The sequence below is a fragment of the Bradyrhizobium sp. WYCCWR 13022 genome, from assembly GCF_030435535.1.
In the GTDB taxonomy this organism is placed as follows: Bacteria; Pseudomonadota; Alphaproteobacteria; order Rhizobiales; family Xanthobacteraceae; genus Bradyrhizobium.
Window position 1 is genome coordinate 26860 of the sequence record NZ_JAUIZJ010000029.1, and the last position, 25547, is coordinate 52406.

Below are 25547 nucleotides of genomic sequence, written 5' to 3' on the forward strand. Positions count from 1 at the left end.
TCACGATCTAGAATCCCGCGACATCGAGACCATCGGCAAAACCTTCGCCAAGCGCGCTGGCCAGTTCGCCGCTGGCGCGAACGTCGGCCGCGGCTCCGATATCATGCACCGCGACGGTTTCCAGTACCTTGGCCCAGAGATCGCGCTGCAGATAGACGCGCATGATGATGTTGATGGCAAGCGCCAGCGCGAGATAGCCGATCACCATCGCCACCAGCATCGGAATGCTCTTGGCCGCATGACCGGGCCCGAACACCTGCTCGGGCGGCAGGCCAGTGAGCTTGACGACGAGCAAGGTGGCACCGCCGATATAGACGCCGAACAGGGTCGAGAGCAGCGCCCACCAGCCGATCATCTTCCAGTACAGGCCGTAGAAGGCATTGTGCGGCAGATCCGAGGACAGGCTGACACCGCCGATGCGGATGCCGTTCAGCCACCAGCGCCATTCGCGCGCCTTGAACTCGGCATAGAAGAACGGCGCGAGCGGGAAGATCACCACCGCGATCGGACTCAGCAGCCACAGCCACCAGCCGCGCTTGAAGAATTCCCAGCCGGTGCCTTCGAAGTCGCCTTGCAGATCGCCGAAATGCGTATGCCGCATCTTGTAACGCTCCAGCGACGCCTCGCGCCACGGCAGCGCCAGGCCGAACGTCATGAACACCAAAAGACCCCAAAGCATCGCACGGAAGGAATAGGCCCAGCCGGAGCCGTCCATCCAGAAGCGGACACCACGCCAGACCGTGCGCGTCAAACGATAGCGACGCGCGCGAAAGATCGCGAACTGGCCGAAGGCGTAGAACGAGATGAACAGCGGCGTCGAGGCAAAGCCCTGCCAACGTTCGAACTCGATACCGATGAGGAAATAGCCGAGATAGATCGGCACCAGGATCGCCAGCGCGAACAGGAAGCCGACCAACAGCTCCTTGGCCCGGCCGGTGTATTCGGCGGCATCGCCATCGATCGCGGTGTTCGACCACAAATGCCTGCGGATGTCGGTGACGAGCCAGAACCGGTAGAAGCCGAAGGTGACCAGCTCCAGCATGGCCCCCTTGGTGACCATCTTGCGGAACTCGGTGCGATTGCCGGTGAAGTCGACCCGCGTGGGCGGCAGCGGCGGGGGGACCGGTTCGGAGGGGCCGATGGGAGCCCACTGCATGTCGTTCACGGCGGCAACCTCGGGATGCGGATCCGATCCGCTCAAACTATAGATCAGAGATTAGTCGATCCCCGGGGTGGCCGGGTTCGATTTGCCTCGGTTTCGAGCGAATTTTCGGACGTCTCCGTTGGCCAGGGCGTGCTGAAGATCACGCTGGCGGATTCGTCGCCCGGACAGAGCGCAGCGCAAATCCGGGGCAGTGTCGGTTGCGGGCCGAATCCCGGATTTTCGCTTGCTCAATCCCGGATACGCACCTCGCTTGCGGCAAAACTGCCGCTTGCCCCGAAGCACGTAACGCGTTGTAATTGTAGTTCAAATACCGCAGCGCAGAATTCACAAAAATCGCGCGGTCCACGCCAGGGAGAACGGTCATGCACGGGACCATCGAGAGCGCGAAGATCGACGCATTGCGCGAGCGCGCTTCGTCGCTGCCGCTGGAGCAATACGATCCCGGCGATCCTGAATTGTTCAGGACCGATACGTTCTGGCCCTATTTCGATCGTCTGCGCCGCGAAGATCCGGTGCACTATTGCAAGGATTCGATGTTCGGGCCGTACTGGTCGGTGACGCGCTACAACGACATCATGGAGATCGAGACCAACCATTCGGTGTTCTCCTCGGCCTCCGCGCTCGGCGGCATCACCATCCGCGACGTCGATCCCGATCTGCGCCGCGAGAGCTTCATCTCGATGGACCCGCCGCGGCATGCGGCGCAGCGCAAGACCGTGGCGCCGATGTTCACGCCGACGCATCTGGACAATCTCGCCCTCAATATCCGCAAGCGCTCCGCCGAGTGCCTGGACAACCTGCCCCGCGGCGAGGTGTTCGACTGGGTCGACCAGGTCTCGATCGAGCTCACCACGCAGATGCTCGCGGTGCTGTTCGACTTCCCCTGGGAGGACCGCCGCAAGCTGACGCGCTGGTCTGACATCGCGACCACCATTCCCGGCGCCGACGGACTCGTCGCCACCGACGAGGAGCGAATGGCCGAACTCGGGGAATGCGCGGCCTACTTCTCACGGCTCTGGAAAGAACGCGCCGAGCAGCCGCCGAAGAGCGACCTGCTCTCGATGATGGTTCATAGCGCGGCGACGCGCGACATGGACGCCAAGAACTTTCTCGGCAATCTCGTTCTTTTGATCGTCGGTGGCAACGACACCACGCGCAACACGATGTCGGGCTCGATCTATGCGCTGAGCCAGCATCCCGAGCAGTACCGCAAGCTGCGCGAAAACCCCGCGCTGCTCGACAGTTTCGTGCCCGAGGTGATCCGCTGGCAGACGCCGCTCGCGCATATGCGCCGCACGGCGCTCTCGGATTTCGAGTTCCGCGGCAAGCAGATCAAGAAAGGTGACAAGGTCGTGATGTGGTACGTCTCGGGCAATCGCGACGAGGAGGCGATCGAGAAGCCGTACGACTTCATCATCGATCGCGCCCGGCCACGCACGCATCTGTCCTTCGGCTTCGGCATCCACCGCTGCGTCGGCTTGCGGCTTGCCGAACTCCAGCTCAAGATTATCTGGGAAGAGATTCTGAAGCGGTTCGACCATATCGACGTGATGGGCGAGCCGAAGCGGGTGTATTCGAGCTTCGTGAAGGGTTTGGAAACGCTGCCGGTCAAGATTGCGGCGTGACCTCCGAATTATAGTGTATAACATTGGCAATTGCGACGACGCCCCTCGCCTCGCCACTGCGACGGCGCGAACGAACACACTGGAGCGACTGCCCATGAACATTCAGACACCGGTCAAGACCGACAAGGCCGAACGCATGCGGCGCGCGCGCGAGGAAGCCTATGCGACCCCGCTGAAGAATTTTCATCCGGGTGCGCCAAGACTGTTCCAGGACGACACGCTGTGGCCGTGGTTCGAGCGGCTGCGCAAGGAAGAGCCGGTGCATTACTGCACCAACGCGCCGATCGAACCCTACTGGTCGGTGGTGAAATACAACGACATCATGCATGTCGACACCAATCACGGCATCTTCTCGTCGGACTCGACGCTCGGCGGCATCTCGATCCGCGACGTGCCCGAGGGCTACGACTGGCCGAGCTTCATCGCGATGGACCAGCCCAAGCACTCGTCGCAGCGCAAGACCGTGTCGCCGATGTTCACGCCGACCCATCTGGACGAACTGGCAAAACTGATCCGGCAACGCTCGCAGACCGTGCTGGACAATCTGCCGCGCAACGAGACCTTCAACTTCGTCGAACGGGTCTCGATCGAGCTGACGACGCAGATGCTGGCAACCCTGTTCGACTTCCCCTGGGAGGAGCGGCGCAAGCTGACGCGCTGGTCCGACGTCTCGACCGCGCTGCCCAAGAGCGGCATCGTCGCCTCGGCCGAAGAGCGCCGCCGCGAGATGGACGAGTGCTACGCCTACATGTCGAAGCTGTGGAACGAGCGCGTCAACTCGGCGCCGCGCAACGATCTGTTGTCGCTGATGGCGCATAACGACGCCACGCGGTTCATGGATCCCGACAACCTCATGGGCAACATCATCCTGCTCATCGTCGGCGGCAACGACACCACGCGCAATACCATGACGGGCTCGGTGCTGGCGCTGAACGAGAACCCCGAGCAGTACGACAAGCTGCGCGCCAACCCCGGCCTGATCGACACCATGGTGCCCGAGGTGATCCGCTGGCAGACCCCGCTGGCGCATATGCGCCGCACCGCGCTTGCCGATACCGAGATCGGCGGCAAGCACATCAAGAAGGGCGACCGCGTCGTGATGTGGTACGTCTCGGGCAACCGCGACGAGGAGATGATCGAGAAGCCGAACGACTTCATCATCGACCGCGCGCGCCCGCGCACCCATCTCTCCTTCGGCTTCGGCATCCATCGCTGCGTCGGCATGCGCCTCGCCGAGCTACAGCTGCGAATCGTCTGGGAGGAGATGCTGAAGCGGTTCGACCGGATCGAGGTGGTCGGCGAGCCGAAACGGATCTATTCCAGCTTCATCAAGGGATATGAGTCGCTGCCGGTGAGGATTGCGGCCTAAGGCCCATCCTCCGTCATCGCGAAGGCAGCTATAAAATTCCGGCATGACAGCTCGCACAACATGCGAAGGGCCGGCTGCCGCCTTGTGTCCTAAGCAGTCACCGCGCGCTCGCTGCGCCCCCTCGCCCCGCTTGCGGGGAGAGGGTTGGGGTGAGGGAGAGTCTCCACGGGGACGGTGACAATTGGACTCGCGGAGACTCCCCCTCACCCGGAATTTGCTCAGCAAATTCCGGCCTCTCCCCGCAAGCGGGGAGAGGCAAAGAAAGGTCAACTCAATTTGATGTCCCACACGCCTTCCTTGCGGCAGGCGGCGACTTCCTCGCGCAGGAGCGCGGTGATGGCGAGCGAGGCCGTCGAGGCCGAGCGGTCGATCGGAGAGGCGAAAATGAGCTCGCGCGTCATCGGCTTGGAGACGACAGCGGTTTCCAACCGGCCGTCCGCGACCTCGCCATGGACCGACGAAGGCGGCAGCAGCGCGAAGCCGAGCCCCTCCTCGACGAGGCTCGTCAGCACGCGGAACGAATCCGCCTCGAGCTGGACGTCGAGCTTGATCTTGCGCTGGGCTGCCGCATGCTCGATCAGCGCGCGGAGGCCGTGCGAATGACTGGGCAACACCAGGCGCTGCCGCAGCAGCCAGCCGACATCGACGCTCTTCCTGCGCGCCAGACCGCAGCCGCGCGGGCCGACCGCGACGATGTTGTCGCGTCCCAAGCTCTCGACGTTGAGATGCAGATCCGCCGAGCGGCCGTACAGGATGGCAAGGTCCATCTCGCCGCGATGCAGCCATTCGACCAGATGGCCGCTGTAGCTCTCGACGATGCGCAGCGAAATGCCCGGATATTTTTCGACGCAGCGCCGCGCAAAGCGCGCCGACAGCACGCAGCTCACGGTCGGAACCAGGCCGAGCACGACCTGCCCCGACGGCGGCCCCTTCGCCGACTGGATGTCGTCGCGAATCTGGTCGATCTGCCGCACGATGCCGGAGGTGCGCGCCAGCAAAAGGCGCCCGGCTTCGGTCAGCACCATGCCGCGGCCGTTGCGGGTGAACAGCTCCGTGCGCAGCTCGTGCTCCAGCAGCTTGATCTGCCTGGAGAGCGCGGGCTGCGCCACGCGCAGCGTGTCGGAGGCCTTGCTCAGGCTGCCGAGCTCCGCCACGCAACTGAAGGTCCTGAGCTGCCGGAAATCCATGCTTGCCAATCCTGGAAGGCTACTCCATACGCTATAGCAAATGAGCATAGGGGGCTGGCGTTGTTTTCACAACGCCGGAGGATCGGCCGGCGTTATCTTAACTGCCGCTACCAACGGGAAACGCCATGACTGAGCAACACCACAGCGAAGATTACGCCGACATCCGCGAAGCCGTCGCAAAGCTCTGCGCGCAGTTTCCCGGCGAATACTGGCGCAAGCTCGACCGCGAGATGGCCTACCCCAAGGCGTTCGTCGACGCGCTGACGCAGGCCGGCTATCTCTCGGTGCTGATCCCCGAAGAATATGGTGGCGCGGGCCTGAAGCTTTCCGCCGCGGCGGCGATCCTGGAAGAGATCCAGCGTGCCGGCTGCAACGGCGGCGGCTGCCATGCCCAGATGTACACGATGGGCACCGTGCTGCGGCACGGCAACGCCGAGCAGAAGGCAAAATACCTGCCGAAGATCGCGAGCGGCGAATTGCGCCTGCAGGCGTTCGGCGTCACCGAGCCGACCAGCGGCACCGACACGTCATCGCTGAAGACCTTCGCGCGCAAGGAAGGCAACGACAACTACATCGTCAACGGCCAGAAGATCTGGACCAGCCGCGCCGAGCATTCGGACCTGATGGTGCTGCTGGCGCGCACCACGCCGAAGGAGCAGGCCAAGAAGCGGACCGACGGTCTCTCCGTGTTCATCGTCGACATGCGCGAGGCCAGGAACAACGGCCTCGAGATCCGCCCGATCCGCACCATGATGAACCACGCCACGACCGAAGTGTTCTTTACCGACATGAAGGTTCCGGCGGAGAACCTTATCGGCGAGGAAGGCAAGGGTTTCCGCTACATCCTTTCCGGCATGAACGCCGAGCGCATCCTGATCGCCGCCGAATGCGTCGGCGACGCCAAATGGTTCATTGCCAAGGCGACCAACTACGCCAGGGAGCGCGCGGTGTTCGGGCGCCCGATCGGCCAGAACCAGGGCATCCAGTTCCCGATCGCGAAGGCCTACGCCTCGATGCGCGCGGCCGAGCTGATGGTGAAGGAAGCCACGCGCAAATACGAGGCCGGGCTCGACTGCGGCGCCGAAGCCAACATGGCCAAGATGCTGGCCGCCGATGCGTCCTGGGAAGCGGCGAACGCCTGCATCCAGACCCATGGCGGCTTCGGCTTTGCCGAGGAATACGACGTCGAGCGCAAGTTCCGGGAGACGCGGCTCTATCAGGTCGCGCCGATCTCGACCAACCTGGTGCTGTCCTTCGTTGCCGAGCACGTGCTCGGCATGCCCCGCTCGTACTGAGGTCGCATCATGGGAGCACTTGACGGGATCAGGGTGATTGCGGTCGAACAGGCGGTGGCCGCGCCGTTCTGCACCTCGCGCCTGGCGGATGCCGGCGCCGAGGTGATCAAGATCGAGCGGCCCGAAGGCGATTTCGCCCGTGGCTATGACGCGGCCGCCAAGGGCCAGAGCAGCTATTTCGTCTGGCTCAACCGCGGCAAGCAATCCGCCGTGGTCGATCTCGCCACCAAGGAGGGCCGCGCCGAGCTGGAAAAGCTCATCGCGAGCGCCGACATACTGGTGCAGAACCTCAAGCCGGGCTCGATGGACAAGCTCGGCTTCTCCCGGGAGCGGCTTCTGAAGGACTATCCGAAGCTGATCTCGTGCACGATCACCGGCTATGGCGACGAGGGCCCCTACGCGCATCGCAAGGCCTACGACCTGCTGATCCAGGCCGAGAGCGGCCTTGCCTCGATCACCGGCAATCCTGACGGCGCCTCCCGCGTCGGCATGTCGATCGTGGACGTCGCGACCGGCGCCACGGCGCATGCGGCGATCCTCGAAGCGCTGATCGCGCGCGGCCGCACCGGCAAGGGTGCGGACATCCGCATCTCCATGTTCGACGTGATGGCGGACTGGTGTACCGTGCCGCTGCTCAACGCCGAGGCCGGCAATCCGCCCAAGCGCATGGGCCTGCGCCATCCCTCGATCGCGCCCTATGGCGTGTTCACTTCGAAGGACGGCAAGGACATCCTGATCTCGATCCAGAGCGAGCGCGAGTGGAAGACGCTGTGCGCCGAGGTGCTGGATCAGCCCAATCTGCCCGCCGACCCCCGCGTCGCCAACATGGTGGAGCGCGTGCGCAACCGCGACTTCACCGACACGACGGTCGCTGACATCTTCGGCAAGCTGACTCGGGACGAACTGCTGAAGCGGCTGTCCGACGCCGACATTGCGTTCGCCGAGGTCAACACCATGACCGATCTCACCAACCATCCGCATCTGCGCCGCATCGAGGTGGACACGCCGAACGGCCGCGTCAGCTATCCCGCGCCCGCGCCGATCATCGTCGGCGAGACGCGCAGCTACGGCGCCGTGCCGGCGATCGGCGAGAATCCGAAAAGGTAGGAAGAGCGAGGCATCATGACCGAGAAGCTCGACGTCGATCACCTCCGGCAATGGATCGGCCGCAGCACCGAGGCCACCGACATCGTCACCGCGCAGCTCGTGAAGGGCCTGCGCGCGACGCTGTTCCAGGATGTCGGCGAGCCCAACGCCGGCGATGCCGCACCGTTCACCGTGCATTGGTGCCTGGCGCAGCCGGTGTTTCCGATGTCGATGCTCGGGCCCGACGGCCACCCGACCCGCGGCGGTTTCCTGCCGCCGGTGCCGCTGCCGCGGCGGATGTGGGCCGGCGGCGAGATCGAGTTCCTGCAGCCATTGCGCGTCGGTGATGAATCGACGCGGACCTCGCGCATTGCCGATGTGCAGGTGAAGACGGGCTCGACCGGCACGCTCTGCTTCGTCTCGGTCGAGCACAGCATCTCCTCGCCACGGGGCGTTGCCATCCGCGAACGCCAGGACATCGTCTATCGCGAGATGACCAGCAGCGCGCCCGCGAGCGCGAAGGCCGCGTCCCCGCCGCCGAAGGCGCAGTACCGCGAGACGCATGTCTCCGATCCCGTGCTGCTGTTTCGCTACTCCGCGCTGACTTTCAACGGCCACCGCATCCATTACGACCGCGACTACGTCACCAAGGTCGAGGGCTATCCGGGCCTGATCTTCCACGGCCCCCTGCAAGCCGCGCTCATCATCGAGATGGCGGCAAAGCTCCGCAGCAGCAAGCCGCCGAAGAAGTTTACCTATCGCGGCCTGCAGCCGCTGTTCGAGGGCAGCGAGTTCTCCATCAATGCCAACGAGACCGACGCTGGCATGGAGCTGTGGACCGCGAATGCCGAGGGACAGCCGACGATGAAGGGCACGGCGGTGTGGTGACGGCGACACCGTCATTCCGGGACGGTCCGCCGGACCGGACCCGGAATCTCGAAATTCCGGGATCCATGCTTTGCATCGCCCCGGGATGACGAACGAAACAATAAGCAGCGGGGAACGGAAACCATGTCCAAGAACGGCAAGACCGGCAGCAAGTCCGTCACCGTCAAGCAGGCGACGCTCGACCTGCTGCGCGCGTTCGGCATCAGACGCGTGTTCGGCAATCCCGGCTCGACCGAGCTTCCGTTCCTGAGCGACTGGCCCGACGACATCGACTACGTGCTCGCGCTGCAGGAAGCTTCCGCCGTCGGCATGGCCGACGGTTACGCGCAGGCGACACGCAATGCCGGCTTCGTCAACCTTCATTCGGCGGCCGGCGTCGGCAACGCGCTCGGCAACATCTACACCGCGCATCGCAACCAGACGCCGCTGGTGATCACCGCCGGCCAGCAGGCGCGCTCGATCCTGCCGCTGCAGGCATTTCTTTACGCCGAGCGCGCCTCGGAATTTCCGCGGCCCTACGTGAAGTACAGCGTCGAGCCGGCGCGGCCCGAAGACGTCCCGGCCGCGATCGCACGCGCCTATTACACCGCGATGCAGCCGCCGTGCGGGCCGACCTTCGTGTCGATCCCGATCGACGATTGGGCCCATGCCGCAGCGCCAGTCGAAGCGCGCAAAGTCAGCCGCGAGATCGGCCCCGAACTCGATGCGATGAAGGCGCTTGTCGCGGCGCTTGGTTCCGCAAAACACCCTGCCCTGGTCGTCGGTCCCGGCGTCGACCGCGCCGGCACGGTGGATCTGATGGTGCGCGTCGCCGAGAAGGCAAGGGCCAGCGTCTGGGTCAGCCCGTTCTCGGCGCGCTGCTCGTTCCCCGAGCGTCATCCGCAATTCGCGGGCTTCCTGCACGCCTCGCCGGCACAGCTCTCCGATGCGCTGCGCGAGCACGATCTGGTGGTCGTGATCGGCGCACCAGTGTTCACCTTCCACGTCGAGGGCCACGCCGCGATCTTCGATGGCGGCGCGACGATCTTCCAGATCACCGACGATGCGGACGCGGCCGCGGTGACGCCGGTTGGCACCAGCATCATCGCCACGATGAAGCCGGCGCTGAGCCTGCTGCTCGACATGCTCCCGGACAGCAAACGCGCCGCGCCAAAAGGCCGCACGCTGCCGCCGGCGCCGCAGGCCGCCGATCCGCTGCCGGTCGAATTCCTGCTGCATTCGCTGTCGCAGGCGATGCCTGAAGACGCCTCGCTGGTCGAGGAAGTGCCCTCGCACCGGCCGGCGATGCAAAAATTCCTGCCGATGCGCGGCCAGGACAGTTTCTACACCATGGCGAGCGGCGGCCTCGGCTACTCCCTGCCCGCCGCCGTCGGCATGGCTCTCGGCAAACCGAACCGACGCACGGTCTGCCTGATCGGCGACGGTTCGGCGATGTATTCGATCCAGGCGCTGTGGACGGCGGCCCAGCGAAAGCTGCCGCTGACCATCGTCGTCATCAACAATTCCGGCTACGGCGCGATGCGCTCGTTCAGCCAGGTGATGCAGGTGCGCAATGTGCCGGGACTGGAATTGCCGGGGATCGATTTCGTGCGGCTCGCCGAAGGCATGGGCTGCCATGCGGTGCGCGTGAGCAAGGCGGCCGAGCTCGGTGAGGCGCTGAAGCGCGGGATGGCGCACGAGGGCACGAGCCTCGTCGAGGTCGTCGTGGATTCGGCGGTGCCGGTCCTGTACGGGCAGAAGCACTAGGGGGCACTACGCCGCCAGAAATCCCCCGTCCGCCGCCAGCACGTGGCCGACTACATAAGACGACGCATCCGAGGATAGCCACACCACGGCTTCCGCCACCTCCTGCGGCGTGCCCATCCGCCGCAGCGGCAGGCCGGCGCCGACGGTCGCGACATCGCCGACGCCGGCGCTCAGCATCATGTCGGTGATGACACGGCCGGGCGCGATCGCGTTGATGCGGATGCCGCGCGGGGCGTTCTCCATCGCGGCAGAGCGGGTCAGCGAAATCGCGGCGGCCTTCGAGGCCGAATAGAGCGCGAAGCCCGGATTGGGATTGCGCACGCCGCTGACGGAGGCGTTGACCACGATGCTGCCGCGCCCCTGCGCCAGCATGACAGGCAATTGATGACGCAGGCAGAGAAACAGCGCGCGAACATTGGTGTCGAACACGCTGTCGTAGATATCAGTGCCCTGCTCCTCCAGCGGCGCGCGGCGTTCCTGGAAACCGGCATTGTTGAAGGCGACATCGAGACGGCCGCAGCGCTCGACGGCGGTGCCGACGAGGCGCACGACGTCATCTTCTTGCGTGATGTCCGTCTTCAGCGCGACCGCTTCGGCGCCGAGTTCGCGGCACGCCGCCGCTGCAGCGTCGATCTCGGCCTCGCGCCGGCCCGCGACAATGATTGCCTCGGCGCCCTCGGACGCCATCCGCAGCGCCGTGGCGCGGCCGATGCCGCTGCCGCCGCCCGTGACGAGGCAGACCTTGCCTCTCATCCGCTGGCCAGTTGGCAGGGTTCCGCTCATGGCCCACTCCAAAACGCTTGCGCGCGCCGTTGCGCGCATATAGTTGTATGATACAACTATATGCCGGGAGTCAAGATGGCTGAGCTTTCGCTGATCGACGACATTCGCTCTGCCTCGCGGTTGATGGTGCGTGAGCTCGGCTTCATGGATGCGACGGTGGCGGAATCGAACTATCCGCCGTCGGCCGTGCACACGATCCTGGAGATCGGCATCCGCGGCCCGCTGACGTCGGGCGAGCTCGGCGCGTTCCTGCACCTGGAGAAATCCAGCGTCAGCCGCCTGGTGCGCAAGCTGGTCGATTGCGGCGAGCTACGTGAGACGCCCGATGAATCGGATGCCCGCAGCAAGCTGTTGTCGCTGACGGCAAAAGGCCGGCGAACGCTGGAGGCGCTGCATGCGTTCGGCCGCCAGCAGGTGCGCGGCGCGCTGGCCGCGCTGTCGGACGCCGAGCGGCGCACTGTGCGCGAGGGGATGATGCTCTATGCACGGGCGCTCAGGCAGAGCCGCATCGGTGATGAAGCAGAAGCGGCCGCCTAGCCTATTTCCCGAGCTCCTCCCGCATCTTCGCCTGGATCTTGGCCATGCCGCCGATCCAGCGGTCGTAATTCTCGGTCTTCTTGCGCATGTAGCCGAGCACCTGGGGGTGCGGCAGGATCAGGAACGTCTCCTGCTCGAGGCCGGCGAGGACGTCCTTGGCGACCTGCTCGGGCGAGAGATCGCCATCGCCGGATTGCGGGCCCTTGGGGATCGAGCGCAGCATGTTGGTGTCGACGCCCTGCGGGCAGAGAATCGAGACCTTGATGTTGTCGGCCTTGTGCGAGATCGCGAGATTTTCGGCAAAGCCGACCGCGGCGTGCTTCGTCGTCGAATAAGCCGGGCTGCCGACCTGCGACAGCAGGCCCGCGGCCGAGATGGTGTTGAGGAAATACCCGCCGCCGCGCGACTTCATGCGAGGGACGAGATGCCGCGCCGCGTAGACATGGGCCATCACGTGGATCGCCCAGCTGCGCTGCCAGGGCTCATCGGACGCGCCGCCGGCGTTGACCGACATCGGATCGAAGCCGCCGCCGATGCCGGCATTGGAGCAGAACAACGCGATGGGGCCGAACTGCCGCTCGGTCTCATCGATGACGTGCGAAATATCTTTTTCCTGCGCGACGTCGCATTTGAACGCCGCGCCGTCAACCGTCGCCGCGACGGCCCGCGCATTGGCGGCATCCATGTCCGCGACCACGACCTTGGAAGCACCTGCCCTGTGAAACGCCTCGCACAGCGCCTTGCCGATGCCATTTGCGCCGCCCGTGACGACCACGACCTTGCCGGTCACCTGCATGCGACGTCTCCTCTCTCTTATACAGCGCTTCGCTCGTATGCCGCTTGGCCTATGCCGCTTCGCGGAACTTAGCTAGCTCAACACGAGGTCGAGCACCGCGGTATAATGGCATGCCGCGCCGGCCAAGACAAAGCCGTGCCAGATCGCGTTCTGGAAGCGCAGCCGCCGCCAGGCGTGGAAGATCACGCCAAAGCTGTAGAGCAGGCCTCCCGCCAGGATGAAGCCCAGCACCAGCGCGGGCAACGCCCTGACCACCGGCCCATAGAGCATCACGCCGCTCCAGCCCATCGCGAGATAGATGCCGACAGCGACGCGATCGAACCTTCCGGGGTAGAGAAGCTTCAGCACGATGCCGAGAATCGCGACACACCAGACACCGGCGAGCAGCACCAGCGCGAACACGCTGTCCTTCACCTCCAGGATGAACGGCGTGTAGGTCGCGGCGATCAGCAGATAGATCGCGGAATGATCGAAGCGGCGCAGCAGCCATTTGGCGGGCGATACCGGCCACAGATTATAGGTCGCGGACAGCACCAGCATCGACATCAGCCCGGCGACATAGATCGAGACGCCGACGATGTTGGTCGCATCGGCATAGACCGCCGTCAGCACCACCAGCACGGTCGCGGCGATGATGCCGGCCAGCACGCCGATGCCATGGATGATGCCGTCGGCGATCAGCTCGGCGCGATCGTAATTCCAGCCGATCACGTCGGCTGCGGCGTGGACGGAGGTGGATGCAAGTTGTTTCAATTGGAAGACGGTCATGGCAATCCGCAAAGCAAAGACAAGGCCACTCTTCAAGAAGTCTTTCGGGACCGGCGCGTCGTTCAACCGGCTGATCGCCGATAAAGGCGGTGGAAGTATGAAGCTTGATTTTCCTCACGCAATTGCCACTTTTGTGAACGGCTTCACTGTTCCGCCCGCCCGGGATTAAATCACGTTCATATGGCATTCAGCTTCCAGGATATGGTCGAAGAGGCGCGCCTGTCGGCCCGGGCGCTCATCGACTATGGCGAGCACTTCTTCAACCCGACGGTACGGCTTGGTGTCACCGGCCTGTCGCGGGCCGGTAAGACGGTATTCATCACCGCGCTGATCCACGGTTTGACACGCGGCGGCCGGTTTCCGGTGTTCGAGGCCTATGCTTCGGGGCGGATCGCACGAGCGCATCTGGCGCCCCAGCCTGACGATGCCGTGCCGCGTTTTTCCTACGAGAACCATCTGCGCGCGCTGATCGAGGAACGGCGCTGGCCGAATTCGACCGTCGACATCAGCGAACTGCGTCTCGTCATCGACTATCAGCGACAGAACGGCGCCGACCGCACGCTGACGCTCGACATCGTCGACTATCCCGGTGAATGGCTGCTCGACCTGCCCCTGCTGCAGAAGAGCTACGAGCAATGGTCCGCCGAAAGCCTAGCGCTCTCGCGCGAGACGCCGCGCGCGCATCTGGCCAAGGACTGGCACGCGCATCTTGCGACGCTCAAGCCCGAGGCACGCGAGGACGAGCAGGCAACGCTCACGGCCGCAAGGCTCTTCACCCAATATCTGCGCGCCTGCCGCGACGAGCGCTTTGCGATGAGCCTGCTGCCGCCCGGCCGCTTCCTGATGCCCGGCAGTCTCGCCGATACGCCGGCGCTGACCTTCGCGCCGCTCGACGTCCCCGTCGGCGGACAGGCTCCGGAGGGATCGCTGTGGGCGATGATGGTGCGCCGCTATGAGGCCTACAAGGACGTCGTGGTGCGGCCGTTCTTCAGGGACCACTTCGCCCGGCTCGATCGCCAGGTCGTGCTCGCCGACGCGCTTGCCGCATTCAATTCCGGACCCGAAGCGCTACACGATCTCGAAGCCGCGCTATCAGGCATTCTCGACTGCTTCCACATCGGCCGCAGCACGTTTCTCTCCACCCTGTTCAGGCCGCGCATCGACCGCATCCTGTTCGCGGCGACAAAGGCGGATCATCTGCATCAGTCCAGCCACGACCGGTTGGAGGCGGTGCTGCGCCGCGCCGTCACCCGCGCGGTCGCGCGTGCGGAAGATACCGGCGCGCAGATCGACGTCGTCGCGCTCGCCGCCGTCCGCGCCACACGCGAGGCGCAGGTCGCGAATGGCCGCGACAAATTGCCCTCGATCCTCGGCACACCTGCCGCCGGCGAGAGTGCCAACGGCGAGTTCTTCGACGGCAGCACGGAGGTCGCGACCTTTCCGGGCGATCTGCCAGATGATCCCGAGCCGCTGTTCAACGGCACCGAAGCGTTCCGAGGCCTCGCGACGGAGGTCGCCGAAAGAAGCGATTTTCGGTTCCTGCGCTTCCGCCCGCCCAGGCTCGAACGCGACGGGACGAATGAGCCCGCGCTGCCTCACATCCGCCTCGACCGTGCCCTGCAGTTCCTGATCGGAGACAAGCTCGCATGAACGACCGATCGAAGCCACGGCGGCCGGCGACGTTCCGGCTGGACAATCCCGATGTCGTCGTGACCGAGGCCGACGAGACCAGCCGCCTCAGCCGCGCCACGATCCAGATCACGCCGGAGCCAGATCCATCGACCTTGCCGGTGCCGATTGAAACGGCGCTTCCGGCGCGGCGCCGCTTTCCCTGGGGCACGCTGTTCTGGTCCGGCCTCGCCGGCCTGACGCTGCTCGGCACCGGGCTCGGCGTTGTCAATCTGATCGAAGATCTGTTTGCGCGCAGCGAAACGCTCGGCTTCGTCGGCATTGCCTTCGCCTTCGTCACCGCGCTTGCGCTTGCCGTGGTGATCGGGCGCGAGGCGCTTGGGCTCGCGCGTCTCGCGACGATCGAGAGGCTGCATCAGCGTGCAGCCGCCGTTCTTGCCAGCGACGACCGCAAGGAGAGCCGCGCCATCGTGCAGGATCTCCTGAAGATCGCGCACCAGAACCCGCAGCTCGCACGCGCTCGCGCGGCGCTGGAGAGCCACACCGGCGAGATCATCGACGGCGCCGACATGATCCGGCTCGCCGAGCGCGAATTGATGTCGCCGCTGGATGCGGAGGCGCGGCGGCTGGTGTCGTCGGCCGCGCAAAAGGTCTCGATCGTCACGGCGGTGAGCCCGCGCGCCGCGATCGACGTGATCTTCGTGTTCGTCGCCGCGTTGCGCCTGATCCGTCGGCTCGCTTTTCTCTATGGCGGCCGTCCCGGCGCGCTCGGCATGATCCGCCTGCTCCGCCACGTCATCGCCCATCTCGCCATCACCGGCGGCATGGCCGCCAGCGACAGCCTGGTGCAGCAGATGCTCGGGCACGGGATCGCAGCAAAGCTGTCGCAGCGACTGGGTGAAGGCATGCTCAACGGGTTGCTAACGGCGCGGCTGGGCCTCGCCGCAATCGACGTCACGAGGCCACTGCCCTTCGCGGCTCTCCCGCCGCCAAAGCTGTCGGATCTCGCGACGGATCTGCTGCGGAGGAAGGAAGAGGAGTAGGGGCGTCAGGCGAGCGGACGCGCTTCAAGTTCCCCCGCCAGCACGCGCCACTGGAATAACGGCGAGTCCTTCGGCGGCGAAAGCTCCGGGGTCCATCCGGTGAGCTTGTCGAGCGTGTAGGTATCGATCAGGACGCCTCGCCAGCGGCGCTCGACTTGCGCCAGTGGCGCGCGCGTCGCGGGGATCTGCGCCCACAGCGACGAGTGATCGTCGGGCTGGCGACCGATATAGAGACCGGCGTGTCCGCTGATCCTGTCCATGCCGGGATCGCGGAAATCCTGGAAGCGGCCGCGTTCGTTGATTTCGACCACGGGGACACGGCCCCTGAACAGCCAGCGCATCATGGCATAGGTGCGGTAATCCGTGGTCGCAATCCAGGTCGCACCGGTCTCGTCCAGCGCGGCCTGCGCGCGCGCGGCGACCTGGTCGTAGCCGGCCTCGGCGCCGATCGGATCCATCTTGCCGAGCAAATTCCAGGGCGCGGCGACGTAATAGAGGAACACGATCACGACGAAGGCGATGCCCGACACCAGTGCCGTGTTCACCCAAAAGATGCTCGAGCGGATCGTTCGCGACGACCAGCCTTCCTTCGGCAGTGCCGTCAGGTTCATCGCAGCAGCAGCGAAGCCGACCGGCCACATGAACATCGGCCAGGTGTCGCCGACCCTGAGCGTCAGCGACTTGAAGAAGAAGTAGAGGAACGGCACCAGCACGGCCGTCGACAGCAGGATCGCTACCGGCTCGCGGCAGCGATAGCCGCGCCACGCCGTCATGACGAGCCCCGACAGCACCACCGGCAGCAAGACGAAACCGACGAGGCCGAACTGCAGGCCGATGTAATCGCCGATGGTGCGCAGCGAGATGCCGTAATTGGCGGTCGCGCGCACACCCTGAAAACGGAACGAGGCCCAATCATGCTGCGCGTTCCAGATCAGCACCGGCGAGAAGACGGCGATCGCGACCAGCACCGCCAGATACGGATAGGGGCTGCGCAGCCAGCGCCAGCGCCAATTCGGTACCAGCAGGAACGCGGCGACCGCCGGTGCGAACATGATCGCGGTGAATTTCGAAAGCAGTGACAGGCCGGCGAACAGTCCGGCCGCGAGCCACCAGCGGCCATCGTCGCTTTGCGCCAGCCGCACCAGCGACCACATCATCGCCACCGCAAACGGGATCATCGCGACATCGGGCGCCACCTTGGCCATCAGCAGACCGTAGTAGAGCGCGGCCTCCGGCATCAGCACCGCCACCACGATCGCGCGCACATCATGGGTGAGGCGGCGAACGATGTCGGCGAGCAAAAGCTGCGTCACCAGCATCGCCACGATGCCGCCGAAGCGGACACCGAGCACGGTGTCGCCGAAGATCGCCGTGCCGAAACGGATCAGCCACGCGATGCCCGGCGGATGATCGAGGAAACTCAGCGCGCCCTCCTTCGACCAGGTCCAGTAGTAGGCCTCGTCGGTGCGAAGCTCGATCGCGGAGGCATAGACGATGCGCAGAACCGTCATCGCGGCGATCACCAGCACGGCCACGACGAGCAGCCGACGCGATGCGCGGTCGGGTTTCACGGTGATGTCGGGAGCGATCGTCACGGCCGCGCTTTTCCCCGACTTGGGAGGGCGAGTCAATGTGGCGGGTGATGCGTCATATTTCAGTGTCGTTCCGGGGCGCGACGTAGTCGCGAGCCCGGGGTCCATACTCCCCAGGGAGCGGTTGTGGCACGAGATTGTAGCCATGCGCGTCTTCGTCAAACTACTCCCTCCGGCTAAAGGTCCCGAATCTGCGCGCGCCTGAGGGCGCGCTTGTCCGGCACGACAGGAGAGTGTGGCGGCGGGTGTCCCGCGCATGTGATCGGAGGGGGCGTCTATCCGCGGAATTTAACTCTCCGCTGGCTGTTCTCCTCAGTGAACTGGTACAAGCGAATCATGGCCACGACCGCCCTTTCACGATTGCCCGAACTCGTGCGCTCGACCAGCGCGCGGCAGGTGAGGCTGGTCTGCGGCGTCATCCTGTTCTCTTACGTGATCAGCCATTTCCTCAACCATGCGCTCGGCAACATCTCGGTCGATGCCATGCAGATCGGGGTCTATTACCACACGACGTTCTGGCAGTTTCTTCCTGTCGCGATCGTGTTCTACACCGCCGCCCTCACCCATATGGGGCTCGGCGTCTATGCGCTCTACCAGCGCCGCCAGTTCCGCTGGCGGACGATCGAGCCGATGCAGCTCGTGCTGGGACTGAGCATCCCCGCGCTGGTGATGGCGCATGTGATCGGCGTCCGGCTGGGCCAGACCCTGTACGGGCACGAGAAGCTCTATCCGCAGGAGCTCTATCTGTTCTTCGTCGCAGCGCCAGGCCGGCTCTGGACGATGACGACCCTGCTCATCGTCGCCTGGGTGCACGGCTGCATCGGCATCTACTTCTGGCTCCGGCTGAAACCGTTCTTCACCCGAGCGGCACCGTATCTGCTGGCAGCCGCCGTGCTGATCCCGACGCTGGCGCTGCTCGGCATCTACCAGGGCGGCCGCAGCATCGCCGCCGACAGCGACGACGGCGAGTGGCGCACGCACAATCTCACCCAGCGCCAGGTCGGCTCGGTCGCAGAGGCCGACATGCTCGATCGCATCACCGGCGGGCTGACCATCGGCTATGTCGGCCTGCTCGGCCTGGTGCTGCTCGCGCGCGGCGTGCGCGGCTGGCGCGAACGGCGCGGCGGCATGATCGCGCTGTCCTACGGCAACGGCAAGACCGTGCGCGTGCCCAAGGGGCTCTCCGTGCTGGAAGCGAGCCTGCGCCACAACGTGCCGCATGCCAGCGTCTGCGGCGGCCGCGCCCGCTGCTCGACCTGCCGCATCCGCATCATCGGCGACCACGGCTTGCTGCCCGAACCATCGCAGCGCGAGGCGTTCGTGCTCGCTCGCGTCGGCACCGCCGATCCCTCCATCCGCCTCGCCTGCCAGCTGCGGCCGAACGCCGATCTCTCCTTCTTCCAGCTGTTCATGCCGCACATGCTGTCGGCGAACGCGCACGCGTCCTCGCCCGCAAGGATCGGCCAGGAGCGCTACCTCGTCAGCCTGTTCGTCGACATGCGCGGTTCGACGCAGCTCGCCGAGAAGCGGCTGCCGTTCGACACCGTCTTCATCGTCAACCGCTTCCTCGGCGCGGTGTCGCAGGCCGTGATCGAAAATGGCGGCCAGCCGAACCAGTTCGTCGGCGACGGCATGCTGGCGCTGTTCGGCCTCTCCAGCGATCCGCAAGAAGCCTGCCGGCAGGCGCTCAAGGCGGTCGCCGGCATCGCGACCCATGTCGACGAGCTCAACGAACTCCTCAGCCACGATCTGCGCCAGCCGATCCGCTTCGGCATCGGCGTCCATGGCGGAGAGGTCATCATCGGCGACATCGGCTATCGCGACCACATCGTCTTCACCGCGCTCGGCGATGCAGTGAACGTCGCTGCGCGGCTCCAGGACATGACCAAGACGCTGGCCTGCGAGGCGATCGTCTCCGAAGAGGTCCGCCGCACCGCCGGCCTTCAGGAGGACGCGCTGCCGCAGCAGGAGGTCGCGATCCGCGGCCGCGACGAGCCGATGGTGGTGCGCGTCATCACTGACACCAGGACATTGTCCGCCCTGATCGCCAGCGGCGAGCGCGTCGCAGCGTAACGCGAGCCACCCGCAAGGGGCGCTCCCTTTCCCGCGAGCGGGAGAGGTGAAGAGAGAAACAACTCGCGTAACACCGGCCTGTTGCAGCGCAGCGGCATGGGCTTGCTGCGAAAGCACGAATTGACTTCAACCAAATGGTCGAGACAGATGAGCGCAGGTCTTGCGGTGATGACCGCGAGCCAACGAAAAGCTCCGGGAGGAGACCAAAATGTTCGACCGACGCGACCTGCTCAAAGGAGCCGGCCTTGCCGCCATGGCGGCCACACTGAAGTCCACCAAGGCACTGGCACTCGACACCGTCACCCTGCCGATCGGCAATGGCGAGCGACCGCTGGTGAAGTACCCGCAGAAGCGGCCGATGATCGGCCTGACCAGCCGGCCGCCGCAGCTCGAGACGCCGTTCGCGGTGTTCAACGACGGCCCGATTACGCCGAACAATGCGTTCTTCGTGCGCTATCACCTCGCCGGCCTCCCTTACGATCTCGACCCCGACAAGTTCACGCTCGACATCAAGGGCAAGGTCGACAAGCCGCTGAAACTGTCGCTGAAGGATATCCGCAAGATGAAGGCGACCGAGATCGTCGCCGTCAACCAGTGCTCAGGCAACAGCCGCGGCTTCTTCGAGCCGCGCGTTGCCGGCGGCCAGCTCGCCAATGGCGCGATGGGGAATGCACGCTGGCGCGGCGTGCCGCTGAAGACCGTGCTCGACATGGCCGGCGTTCAGGCCGGAGCGAAGCAAGTGGTATTCGGCGGTATGGACGGACCGGTCAGCGACAAGACGCCGGACTTCGCCAAGGCGCTGGATCTCGCGCACGCCACCGACGGCGAGGTGATGCTGGCCTATGGCATGAACGGCGACGATCTGCCGTTCCTCAACGGCTTCCCGCTCCGCCTGATCGTTCCAGGCTATTACGGCACCTACTGGGTCAAGCACCTCAACGAGATCACCGTCATCGACAGCGTCTATGACGGCTTCTGGATGAAGGGCGCCTATCGGATTCCGGACACGCCCGACAATTCGATCGAACCCGGCACGACGCCGAAGGCGACGATCCCGATCAACCGCTTCACCATCCGCTCCTTCATCACCAGCGTGACCGATGGCGCCAAGCTGAAGGCTGGACGCACAATGCTTCGCGGCATCGCCTTCGACAGTGGCAAGGGGATCAAGGACGTGTCGGTCTCCACTGATGGCGGCAAGACCTGGGTTCCCGCCAAGCTCGGCAAGGATCTCGGCAAGTACTCGTTCCGCGAATGGAAGCTGCCGGTGAAGCTTGCGGCCGGTCAGGTCGAGCTCAAGGTGCGCGCCACCAGCAATTCCGGCGAGACGCAGCCGGAGACGCCGCGCTGGAACCCGGCGGGTTATTTGCGCAACGTCGTCGAAACCGTCCGCGTCAGCGTGGCCTGAGGGAGAATGATCATGCAGCGCACCGTTCTCCTCGCCATCGCATTGGCCGCAGCAGCAGCAAATGGTCCCGTCCTTGCCGCACCGGTCAATTACAAGACGCCCGATGAGGTCGCAGCCTTCAAGCCCGGCCCCAATCTCGAAGTCGTGCAGGGCAATTGCGCCGCCTGCCACTCGTCCGACTACATCGCGACGCAGCCGCAGATGAAGGACAAGAAAGCATTTTGGCAGGCGGAGGTGACCAAGATGATCAAGGTCTATGGCGCACCGATCGACGATGCCGACGTCGGCAAGATCGTGGACTATCTGGCCGCGACTTATTGACGGTGTACAGGCCAATTGACCGCGAAACGGGCAAAACCGGCAAAAACGCCGCGAAGTTGAGCGAATTTCAGGGAAATGCGGATGTGGTTTGATCTACCAAGCCCGCCACATTCCGCGTATCCTATAGGACCGAACCGGCCGGTTGGCGGGGACTGGCGGTTCGTGATCTCGGAGGAAGACCCGCGGAGAAGTCGTGATGGCTAAAGGTACGGTCAAGTGGTTCAACCCGACCAAGGGTTATGGATTTATCCAGCCTGCGTCGGGCGGCAAGGATGTGTTCGTGCATATCTCGGCAGTGCAGAAAGCCGGCCTGTCCTCGCTCAACGAGGGACAGACGGTGGAATATGAAGAGATCGCAAACCGGGGCAAGACCTCCGCAGAGAACCTCAAAGTATAAGCCCGTCAGCGTTTGCTGCCTCCCGGATCCGCTCCGGGGGTGAGGCCAAAAAAATTTAGAAGACGATCAGTGCATTCGACGACAGGCGTTGCGATTGCGCGAAGAGGGCTATTTGCCTGGAGAGATCGCCGATCAACGCCGCAGCAATGACAATCGCGACCGCATGTGGTCAGCCCACCGGCAACGGTGCGTCGCGCTTGATCTCCTCCATCACCGCATAGGTGCGCGTCTCGCGCACACCCGGCATCGACAGCAAGGTCTCGCCGAGGAAACGCCGATACGCGGTCATGTCGGCCAGCCGCGCCTTGACCAGATAGTCGAAGCCGCCTGCAACCATGTGACATTCCAGCACTTCGGGCGCGAGTTTCACCGCGCGCGCAAAGCGCTCGAAATTGTCAGGCGTGGTCTTGTCGAGCAGCACCTCGACGAACACCAGCAAGCCAAGGCCCAGCCGGTGCGGATTGAGCCGCGCCCCATAGCCTTCGACGAAGCCCTCCCGCTGCAGACGCTTCAGCCGCTCGCCGATCGAGGTCGGTGACAGCCCGATGCGCTCGGCCAGCTCGACATTGGCGATTCGTCCATCCTCCTGCAGAATTGAGAGGATTTTCCGGTCAGTTCGATCAAGTTCCATATTTTATACGGTCGATATGTATAGGATATTCATTTTCTAAGGCAAAATGGCTATCTTGTCTATCGAACTACGGTCATGCGGGCTTTATCCTGACTTCAACCACAGGACATGCCATGCCGAACGTCCCGCCTCCCTTCTCCGCGCCCTACGCTCCTGATGATGCCGACATCGCGGCGCGGCTGTTTCCATCAGCGCATCTCGCCTCGCCGCAGGAAGCGCGGATCGACCGCACGGCGACAAGGCTGATCGAAGCGATCCGCAAGCGCGACGACAGGCTCGGTGGGGTCGAGGACATGCTGCGCGAGTTCGCGCTCTCGACCAAGGAGGGCCTCGCGCTGATGGTGCTGGCCGAGGCTTTGCTGCGCGTGCCCGATGCCCGCACCGCCGACCAGTTCATCGAGGACAAGCTCGGCGAGGGCGACTTCATCCACCACGAGACCAAATCCACCGCGTTCCTGGTCAACGCCTCCGCCTGGGCGCTTGGCCTGTCGGCGCGGGTCATCCAGCCCGGCGAGACGCCCGACGGCACTATCGGCCGCCTGGTGAAGCGGCTCGGCGCGCCGGCGGTGCGCACCGCCACGCGCCAGGCGATGCGGTTGATGGGCAATCATTTCGTGCTTGGCGAGACCATCGAGCAGGCGCTCGAGCGCGGCAAGCCGCGCTCCGGCCAGAAGCCGCGCTATTCCTTCGACATGCTCGGCGAAGGCGCCCGTACGGCTGACGACGCCAAGCGCTATTTCGACGCCTATGCGAGTGCGATCGAGACGATCGGCAAGGCGGCCGGCAACCATCCCCTGCCCGACCGCCCCGGCATCTCAGTCAAGCTCTCGGCGCTGCATCCGCGCTTCGAGGCGATCAGCCGCGACCGCGTCATGGCCGAGCTCGTGCCGCAGCTGCTGGGCCTCGCCCGGCGCGCCAAGGCGCATGACCTCAACTTCACCGTCGATGCAGAGGAGGCCGACCGGCTGGAGCTGTCGCTCGACGTGATCGCGGCAACGCTCGCCGATTCCTCGCTCAATGGCTGGGACGGCTTCGGGCTGGCGATCCAGGCCTATCAGAAGCGTGCGAGCGCCGTGATCGACTACATTCACGAATTGGCCGGCGCGCATGATCGCAAGCTGATGGTGCGGCTGGTCAAGGGCGCCTATTGGGACACCGAGATCAAGCGCGCGCAGGAGCGCGGGCTCGACGGCTATCCGGTGTTCACCCGCAAGGCGATGACGGATCTGAACTACGTCGCCTGCGCCTCGAAACTCTTGGGCCTGCGGCCGCGCGTCTTCCCGCAGTTCGCGACCCATAACGCCCTCACGGTCGCGACAGTGCTGGAACTCGCCGGCGACAGCGGCGGCTTCGAATTCCAGCGCCTCCATGGCATGGGCGAAGCGCTCTACGAGCAGATTGCCAAGGATCACCCCGACATCGCCTACCGCACCTACGCGCCGGTCGGCAGCCATCGCGATCTGCTCGCCTATCTGGTGCGGCGCCTCCTGGAGAACGGCGCCAACTCGTCCTTCGTAGCGCAGGCGGCCGACTATCGCGTCCCGGTCCCGGCGCTGTTGAAGCGTCCGGTCGATCTCATCGTCCGTCCCGATCACGCACATCACGCCAGGATTCTGATGCCGGGCGATCTCTTTGCGCCGGAGCGGCATAATTCAGCTGGCATCGAGTTCGGCGAGCGCGCGGCACTCGACCGGTTGCTCGCCGACGTCAAGGCCGCGACGCCCGATCTCAAGCCGGTCGCGGACGCGACGCCGAGGCAAGCGGACGCCGCGATCATGGCGGCCCGCGCGGGCTTTGCCGGATGGAGCCGGACACCGGCGGGGACGCGCGCGGCGGCATTGGAGCAAGCCGCGCATCTGCTGGAGAGCCGCGGCGCACACTTCATCGCGTTGCTGCAAGCCGAAGGCGGCAAGACGCTCGATGATGCGCTCTCCGAGTTGCGCGAGGCCGCCGATTTCTGCCGCTATTATGCAGCGCAGGGCCGCAAGCTGTTCGGAAGCGAGGTCGCGATGCCGGGCCCGACCGGCGAGAGCAACGCGCTCGCCATGCGCGGCCGCGGCGTCTTCGTCGCGATCTCGCCGTGGAACTTTCCGCTGGCGATTTTCCTCGGTCAGGTCAGCGCCGCCCTGATGGCCGGCAACAGCGTCGTTGCAAAGCCCGCGGAGCAGACGCCGCGCATTGCGCGCGAGGCTGTTGCGCTGCTGCACGAGGCCGGTATCCCCACGAGCGCTCTGCATCTCGTCACCGGCGACGGCCGCATCGGCGCCGCGCTGACCGCGCACACTGACATTGCCGGCGTCGTCTTCACCGGGTCGACCGAAGTTGCACGTCACATCAACCGGACTCTGGCCGCCAAGGATGGGCCGATCGTGCCGCTGATCGCCGAGACCGGCGGCATCAATGCCATGATCGCGGATGCGACCGCGCTCCCCGAGCAGGTCGCCGACGACGTCGTCACCTCGGCGTTCCGGTCCGCCGGCCAGCGCTGCTCGGCGCTAAGGCTGCTGTTCGTGCAGGAGGACGTCGCCGACCGCATGATCGAGATGATCGCGGGTGCCGCACGCGAGTTGAAGATCGGCGATCCCGCAGGTGTCGCGACCCATGTCGGCCCTGTCATCGACACTGATGCCAAACAACGGCTCGATGCGCACATCGCGCGGATGACGAGCGAGGCACGGCTGCACTTTGCCGGCATCGCACCGGAGGGCTGCTTCGTCGCCCCACACATCTTCGAGCTCAAGGACGCCGGCCAGCTCACCGAGGAAGTATTCGGCCCGATCCTGCACGTGGTGCGCTACCGCGCCGAGACGCTCGGACACGTGCTGCAAGCGATCGAGCGCACCGGCTATGGATTGACACTCGGAATCCACTCCCGCATCGACGACACGATCGAGGCCATCATCGACCGCGTCCAGGTCGGCAACATCTACGTCAACCGCAACATGATCGGCGCCGTGGTCGGCGTGCAGCCGTTCGGCGGCAACGGCCTGTCCGGAACCGGCCCCAAGGCCGGCGGCCCGCACTATCTCGCCCGCTTCGCCACCGAGCAGACCGTGACCGTCAACACCGCCGCGGCCGGCGGCAATGCTGCCCTGCTCGCAGGCGAGGCGTGAGTCCCGCCGCGAGCCGTTGCATCCCGCCGAAACATCGGTCTAATGCCTCCGCGAGTGGCCCGCGAAAATTCCAGCAAGCGGGAAACAACAAGAGC

Annotated in this window: 22 protein-coding genes; 15 read left to right on the forward strand and 7 right to left on the reverse strand. The window is 65.1% G+C overall.

Features of this window, described 5'->3' with window-relative positions; translation table 11 throughout:
• Positions 1-7: 7 nt before the first annotated feature.
• The gene (locus QY049_RS32890; protein WP_258766889.1) at positions 8-1156 is read right to left on the reverse strand and encodes a YjgN family protein; all 1149 of its coding nucleotides are present in this window, start codon (positions 1154-1156) and stop codon (positions 8-10) included.
• Positions 1157-1527: 371 nt separating this feature from the next.
• Here QY049_RS32890 and QY049_RS32895 point away from each other — a divergent pair, with 371 nt between their 5' ends.
• Together QY049_RS32895 and QY049_RS32900 are read left to right on the forward strand one after the other, a co-directional pair.
• Positions 1528-2790 carry a cytochrome P450 gene (locus tag QY049_RS32895; RefSeq protein WP_258765345.1) on the forward strand — a complete coding sequence of 421 codons (1263 nt, stop codon included), beginning with the start codon at positions 1528-1530 and terminating at the stop codon, positions 2788-2790.
• 94 nt (positions 2791-2884) lie between these two features.
• Positions 2885-4159, forward strand: coding sequence for a cytochrome P450 (locus QY049_RS32900; protein WP_194477637.1), 1275 nt, complete (start codon positions 2885-2887; stop codon positions 4157-4159).
• Positions 4160-4425: 266 nt separating this feature from the next.
• On the opposite strand, the gene QY049_RS32905 is transcribed toward QY049_RS32900, so the two are convergent.
• Positions 4426-5346 (reverse strand): LysR substrate-binding domain-containing protein, encoded by a 921-nt coding sequence (locus tag QY049_RS32905; RefSeq protein ID WP_258765344.1) that lies wholly within the window; start codon positions 5344-5346, stop codon positions 4426-4428.
• A gap of 125 nt (positions 5347-5471) precedes the next feature.
• On the opposite strand from QY049_RS32905, the gene QY049_RS32910 reads away from it, so the two are divergent.
• From QY049_RS32910 to mdlC, 4 genes are all read left to right on the forward strand, one after another.
• Positions 5472-6641 carry an acyl-CoA dehydrogenase family protein gene (locus QY049_RS32910; protein WP_258765343.1) on the forward strand — a complete coding sequence of 390 codons (1170 nt, stop codon included), beginning with the start codon at positions 5472-5474 and terminating at the stop codon, positions 6639-6641.
• Between the two features lie 9 nt (positions 6642-6650).
• The gene (locus QY049_RS32915; protein ID WP_258765342.1) at positions 6651-7748 is read left to right on the forward strand and encodes a CaiB/BaiF CoA-transferase family protein; all 1098 of its coding nucleotides are present in this window, start codon (positions 6651-6653) and stop codon (positions 7746-7748) included.
• Positions 7749-7763: 15 nt separating this feature from the next.
• Complete coding sequence (locus QY049_RS32920; RefSeq protein ID WP_258765341.1) at positions 7764-8615, forward strand: MaoC family dehydratase N-terminal domain-containing protein; 852 nt, start codon at positions 7764-7766, stop codon at positions 8613-8615.
• A gap of 123 nt (positions 8616-8738) precedes the next feature.
• Positions 8739-10361 (forward strand): benzoylformate decarboxylase, encoded by a 1623-nt coding sequence (gene mdlC / locus QY049_RS32925; RefSeq protein ID WP_258765340.1) that lies wholly within the window; start codon positions 8739-8741, stop codon positions 10359-10361.
• Positions 10362-10367: 6 nt separating this feature from the next.
• Here mdlC and QY049_RS32930 read toward each other — a convergent pair whose 3' ends face one another.
• Positions 10368-11144 carry an SDR family NAD(P)-dependent oxidoreductase gene (locus QY049_RS32930; protein ID WP_258765339.1) on the reverse strand — a complete coding sequence of 259 codons (777 nt, stop codon included), beginning with the start codon at positions 11142-11144 and terminating at the stop codon, positions 10368-10370.
• Positions 11145-11219: 75 nt separating this feature from the next.
• Here QY049_RS32930 and QY049_RS32935 point away from each other — a divergent pair, with 75 nt between their 5' ends.
• Positions 11220-11681, forward strand: coding sequence for a MarR family winged helix-turn-helix transcriptional regulator (locus QY049_RS32935; protein WP_258765338.1), 462 nt, complete (start codon positions 11220-11222; stop codon positions 11679-11681).
• 1 nt (position 11682) lies between these two features.
• On the opposite strand, the gene QY049_RS32940 is transcribed toward QY049_RS32935, so the two are convergent.
• Together QY049_RS32940 and QY049_RS32945 are read right to left on the reverse strand one after the other, a co-directional pair.
• A complete protein-coding gene (locus QY049_RS32940; protein ID WP_258765337.1) occupies positions 11683-12477 on the reverse strand; it encodes an SDR family oxidoreductase in 795 nt (264 codons plus the stop codon).
• A gap of 72 nt (positions 12478-12549) precedes the next feature.
• Complete coding sequence (locus tag QY049_RS32945) at positions 12550-13245, reverse strand: hemolysin III family protein (protein WP_258765336.1); 696 nt, start codon at positions 13243-13245, stop codon at positions 12550-12552.
• On the opposite strand from QY049_RS32945, the gene QY049_RS32950 reads away from it, so the two are divergent.
• From QY049_RS32950 to QY049_RS32960, 3 genes are read left to right on the forward strand one after another with little or no spacing between them, the layout of a single operon-like run.
• Positions 13244-13414: a hypothetical protein gene (locus tag QY049_RS32950; RefSeq protein ID WP_194477647.1), complete on the forward strand. Its 171-nt coding sequence runs from the start codon at positions 13244-13246 to the stop codon at positions 13412-13414. The two genes, QY049_RS32945 and QY049_RS32950, sit on opposite strands and share 2 nt — an antisense overlap.
• A gap of 11 nt (positions 13415-13425) precedes the next feature.
• Positions 13426-14895, forward strand: coding sequence for a YcjX family protein (locus QY049_RS32955; protein ID WP_258765335.1), 1470 nt, complete (start codon positions 13426-13428; stop codon positions 14893-14895).
• Complete coding sequence (locus QY049_RS32960) at positions 14892-15917, forward strand: YcjF family protein (protein WP_258765334.1); 1026 nt, start codon at positions 14892-14894, stop codon at positions 15915-15917. The genes QY049_RS32955 and QY049_RS32960 overlap by 4 nt, the downstream gene beginning before the upstream one ends.
• A gap of 5 nt (positions 15918-15922) precedes the next feature.
• On the opposite strand, the gene QY049_RS32965 is transcribed toward QY049_RS32960, so the two are convergent.
• The gene (locus QY049_RS32965; protein ID WP_258766888.1) at positions 15923-17428 is read right to left on the reverse strand and encodes a glycosyltransferase family 39 protein; all 1506 of its coding nucleotides are present in this window, start codon (positions 17426-17428) and stop codon (positions 15923-15925) included.
• Positions 17429-17845: 417 nt separating this feature from the next.
• Here QY049_RS32965 and QY049_RS32970 point away from each other — a divergent pair, with 417 nt between their 5' ends.
• The 4 genes from QY049_RS32970 to QY049_RS32985 all read left to right on the forward strand — a co-directional run bounded on the left by QY049_RS32970 (position 17846) and on the right by QY049_RS32985 (position 21708).
• On the forward strand, positions 17846-19582 hold the full coding sequence (locus QY049_RS32970; RefSeq protein ID WP_258765333.1) for an adenylate/guanylate cyclase domain-containing protein: 1737 nt from the start codon (positions 17846-17848) through the stop codon (positions 19580-19582).
• Between the two features lie 208 nt (positions 19583-19790).
• On the forward strand, positions 19791-20990 hold the full coding sequence (locus QY049_RS32975) for a molybdopterin-dependent oxidoreductase (protein WP_258765332.1): 1200 nt from the start codon (positions 19791-19793) through the stop codon (positions 20988-20990).
• Positions 20991-21002: 12 nt separating this feature from the next.
• Complete coding sequence (locus QY049_RS32980) at positions 21003-21311, forward strand: cytochrome c (protein ID WP_194477652.1); 309 nt, start codon at positions 21003-21005, stop codon at positions 21309-21311.
• A gap of 196 nt (positions 21312-21507) precedes the next feature.
• Positions 21508-21708: a cold-shock protein gene (locus QY049_RS32985; protein ID WP_008134691.1), complete on the forward strand. Its 201-nt coding sequence runs from the start codon at positions 21508-21510 to the stop codon at positions 21706-21708.
• Between the two features lie 169 nt (positions 21709-21877).
• Here the strand turns inward: QY049_RS32985 and QY049_RS32990 are convergent, their stop codons facing one another.
• Positions 21878-22339 (reverse strand): Lrp/AsnC ligand binding domain-containing protein, encoded by a 462-nt coding sequence (locus tag QY049_RS32990; protein WP_025032087.1) that lies wholly within the window; start codon positions 22337-22339, stop codon positions 21878-21880.
• Between the two features lie 113 nt (positions 22340-22452).
• On the opposite strand from QY049_RS32990, the gene putA reads away from it, so the two are divergent.
• Positions 22453-25452, forward strand: a complete 3000-nt coding sequence (gene putA, locus QY049_RS32995; protein ID WP_258765331.1) for a bifunctional proline dehydrogenase/L-glutamate gamma-semialdehyde dehydrogenase PutA — start codon at positions 22453-22455, stop codon at positions 25450-25452.
• The last annotated feature ends 95 nt before the right edge of the window (positions 25453-25547 follow it).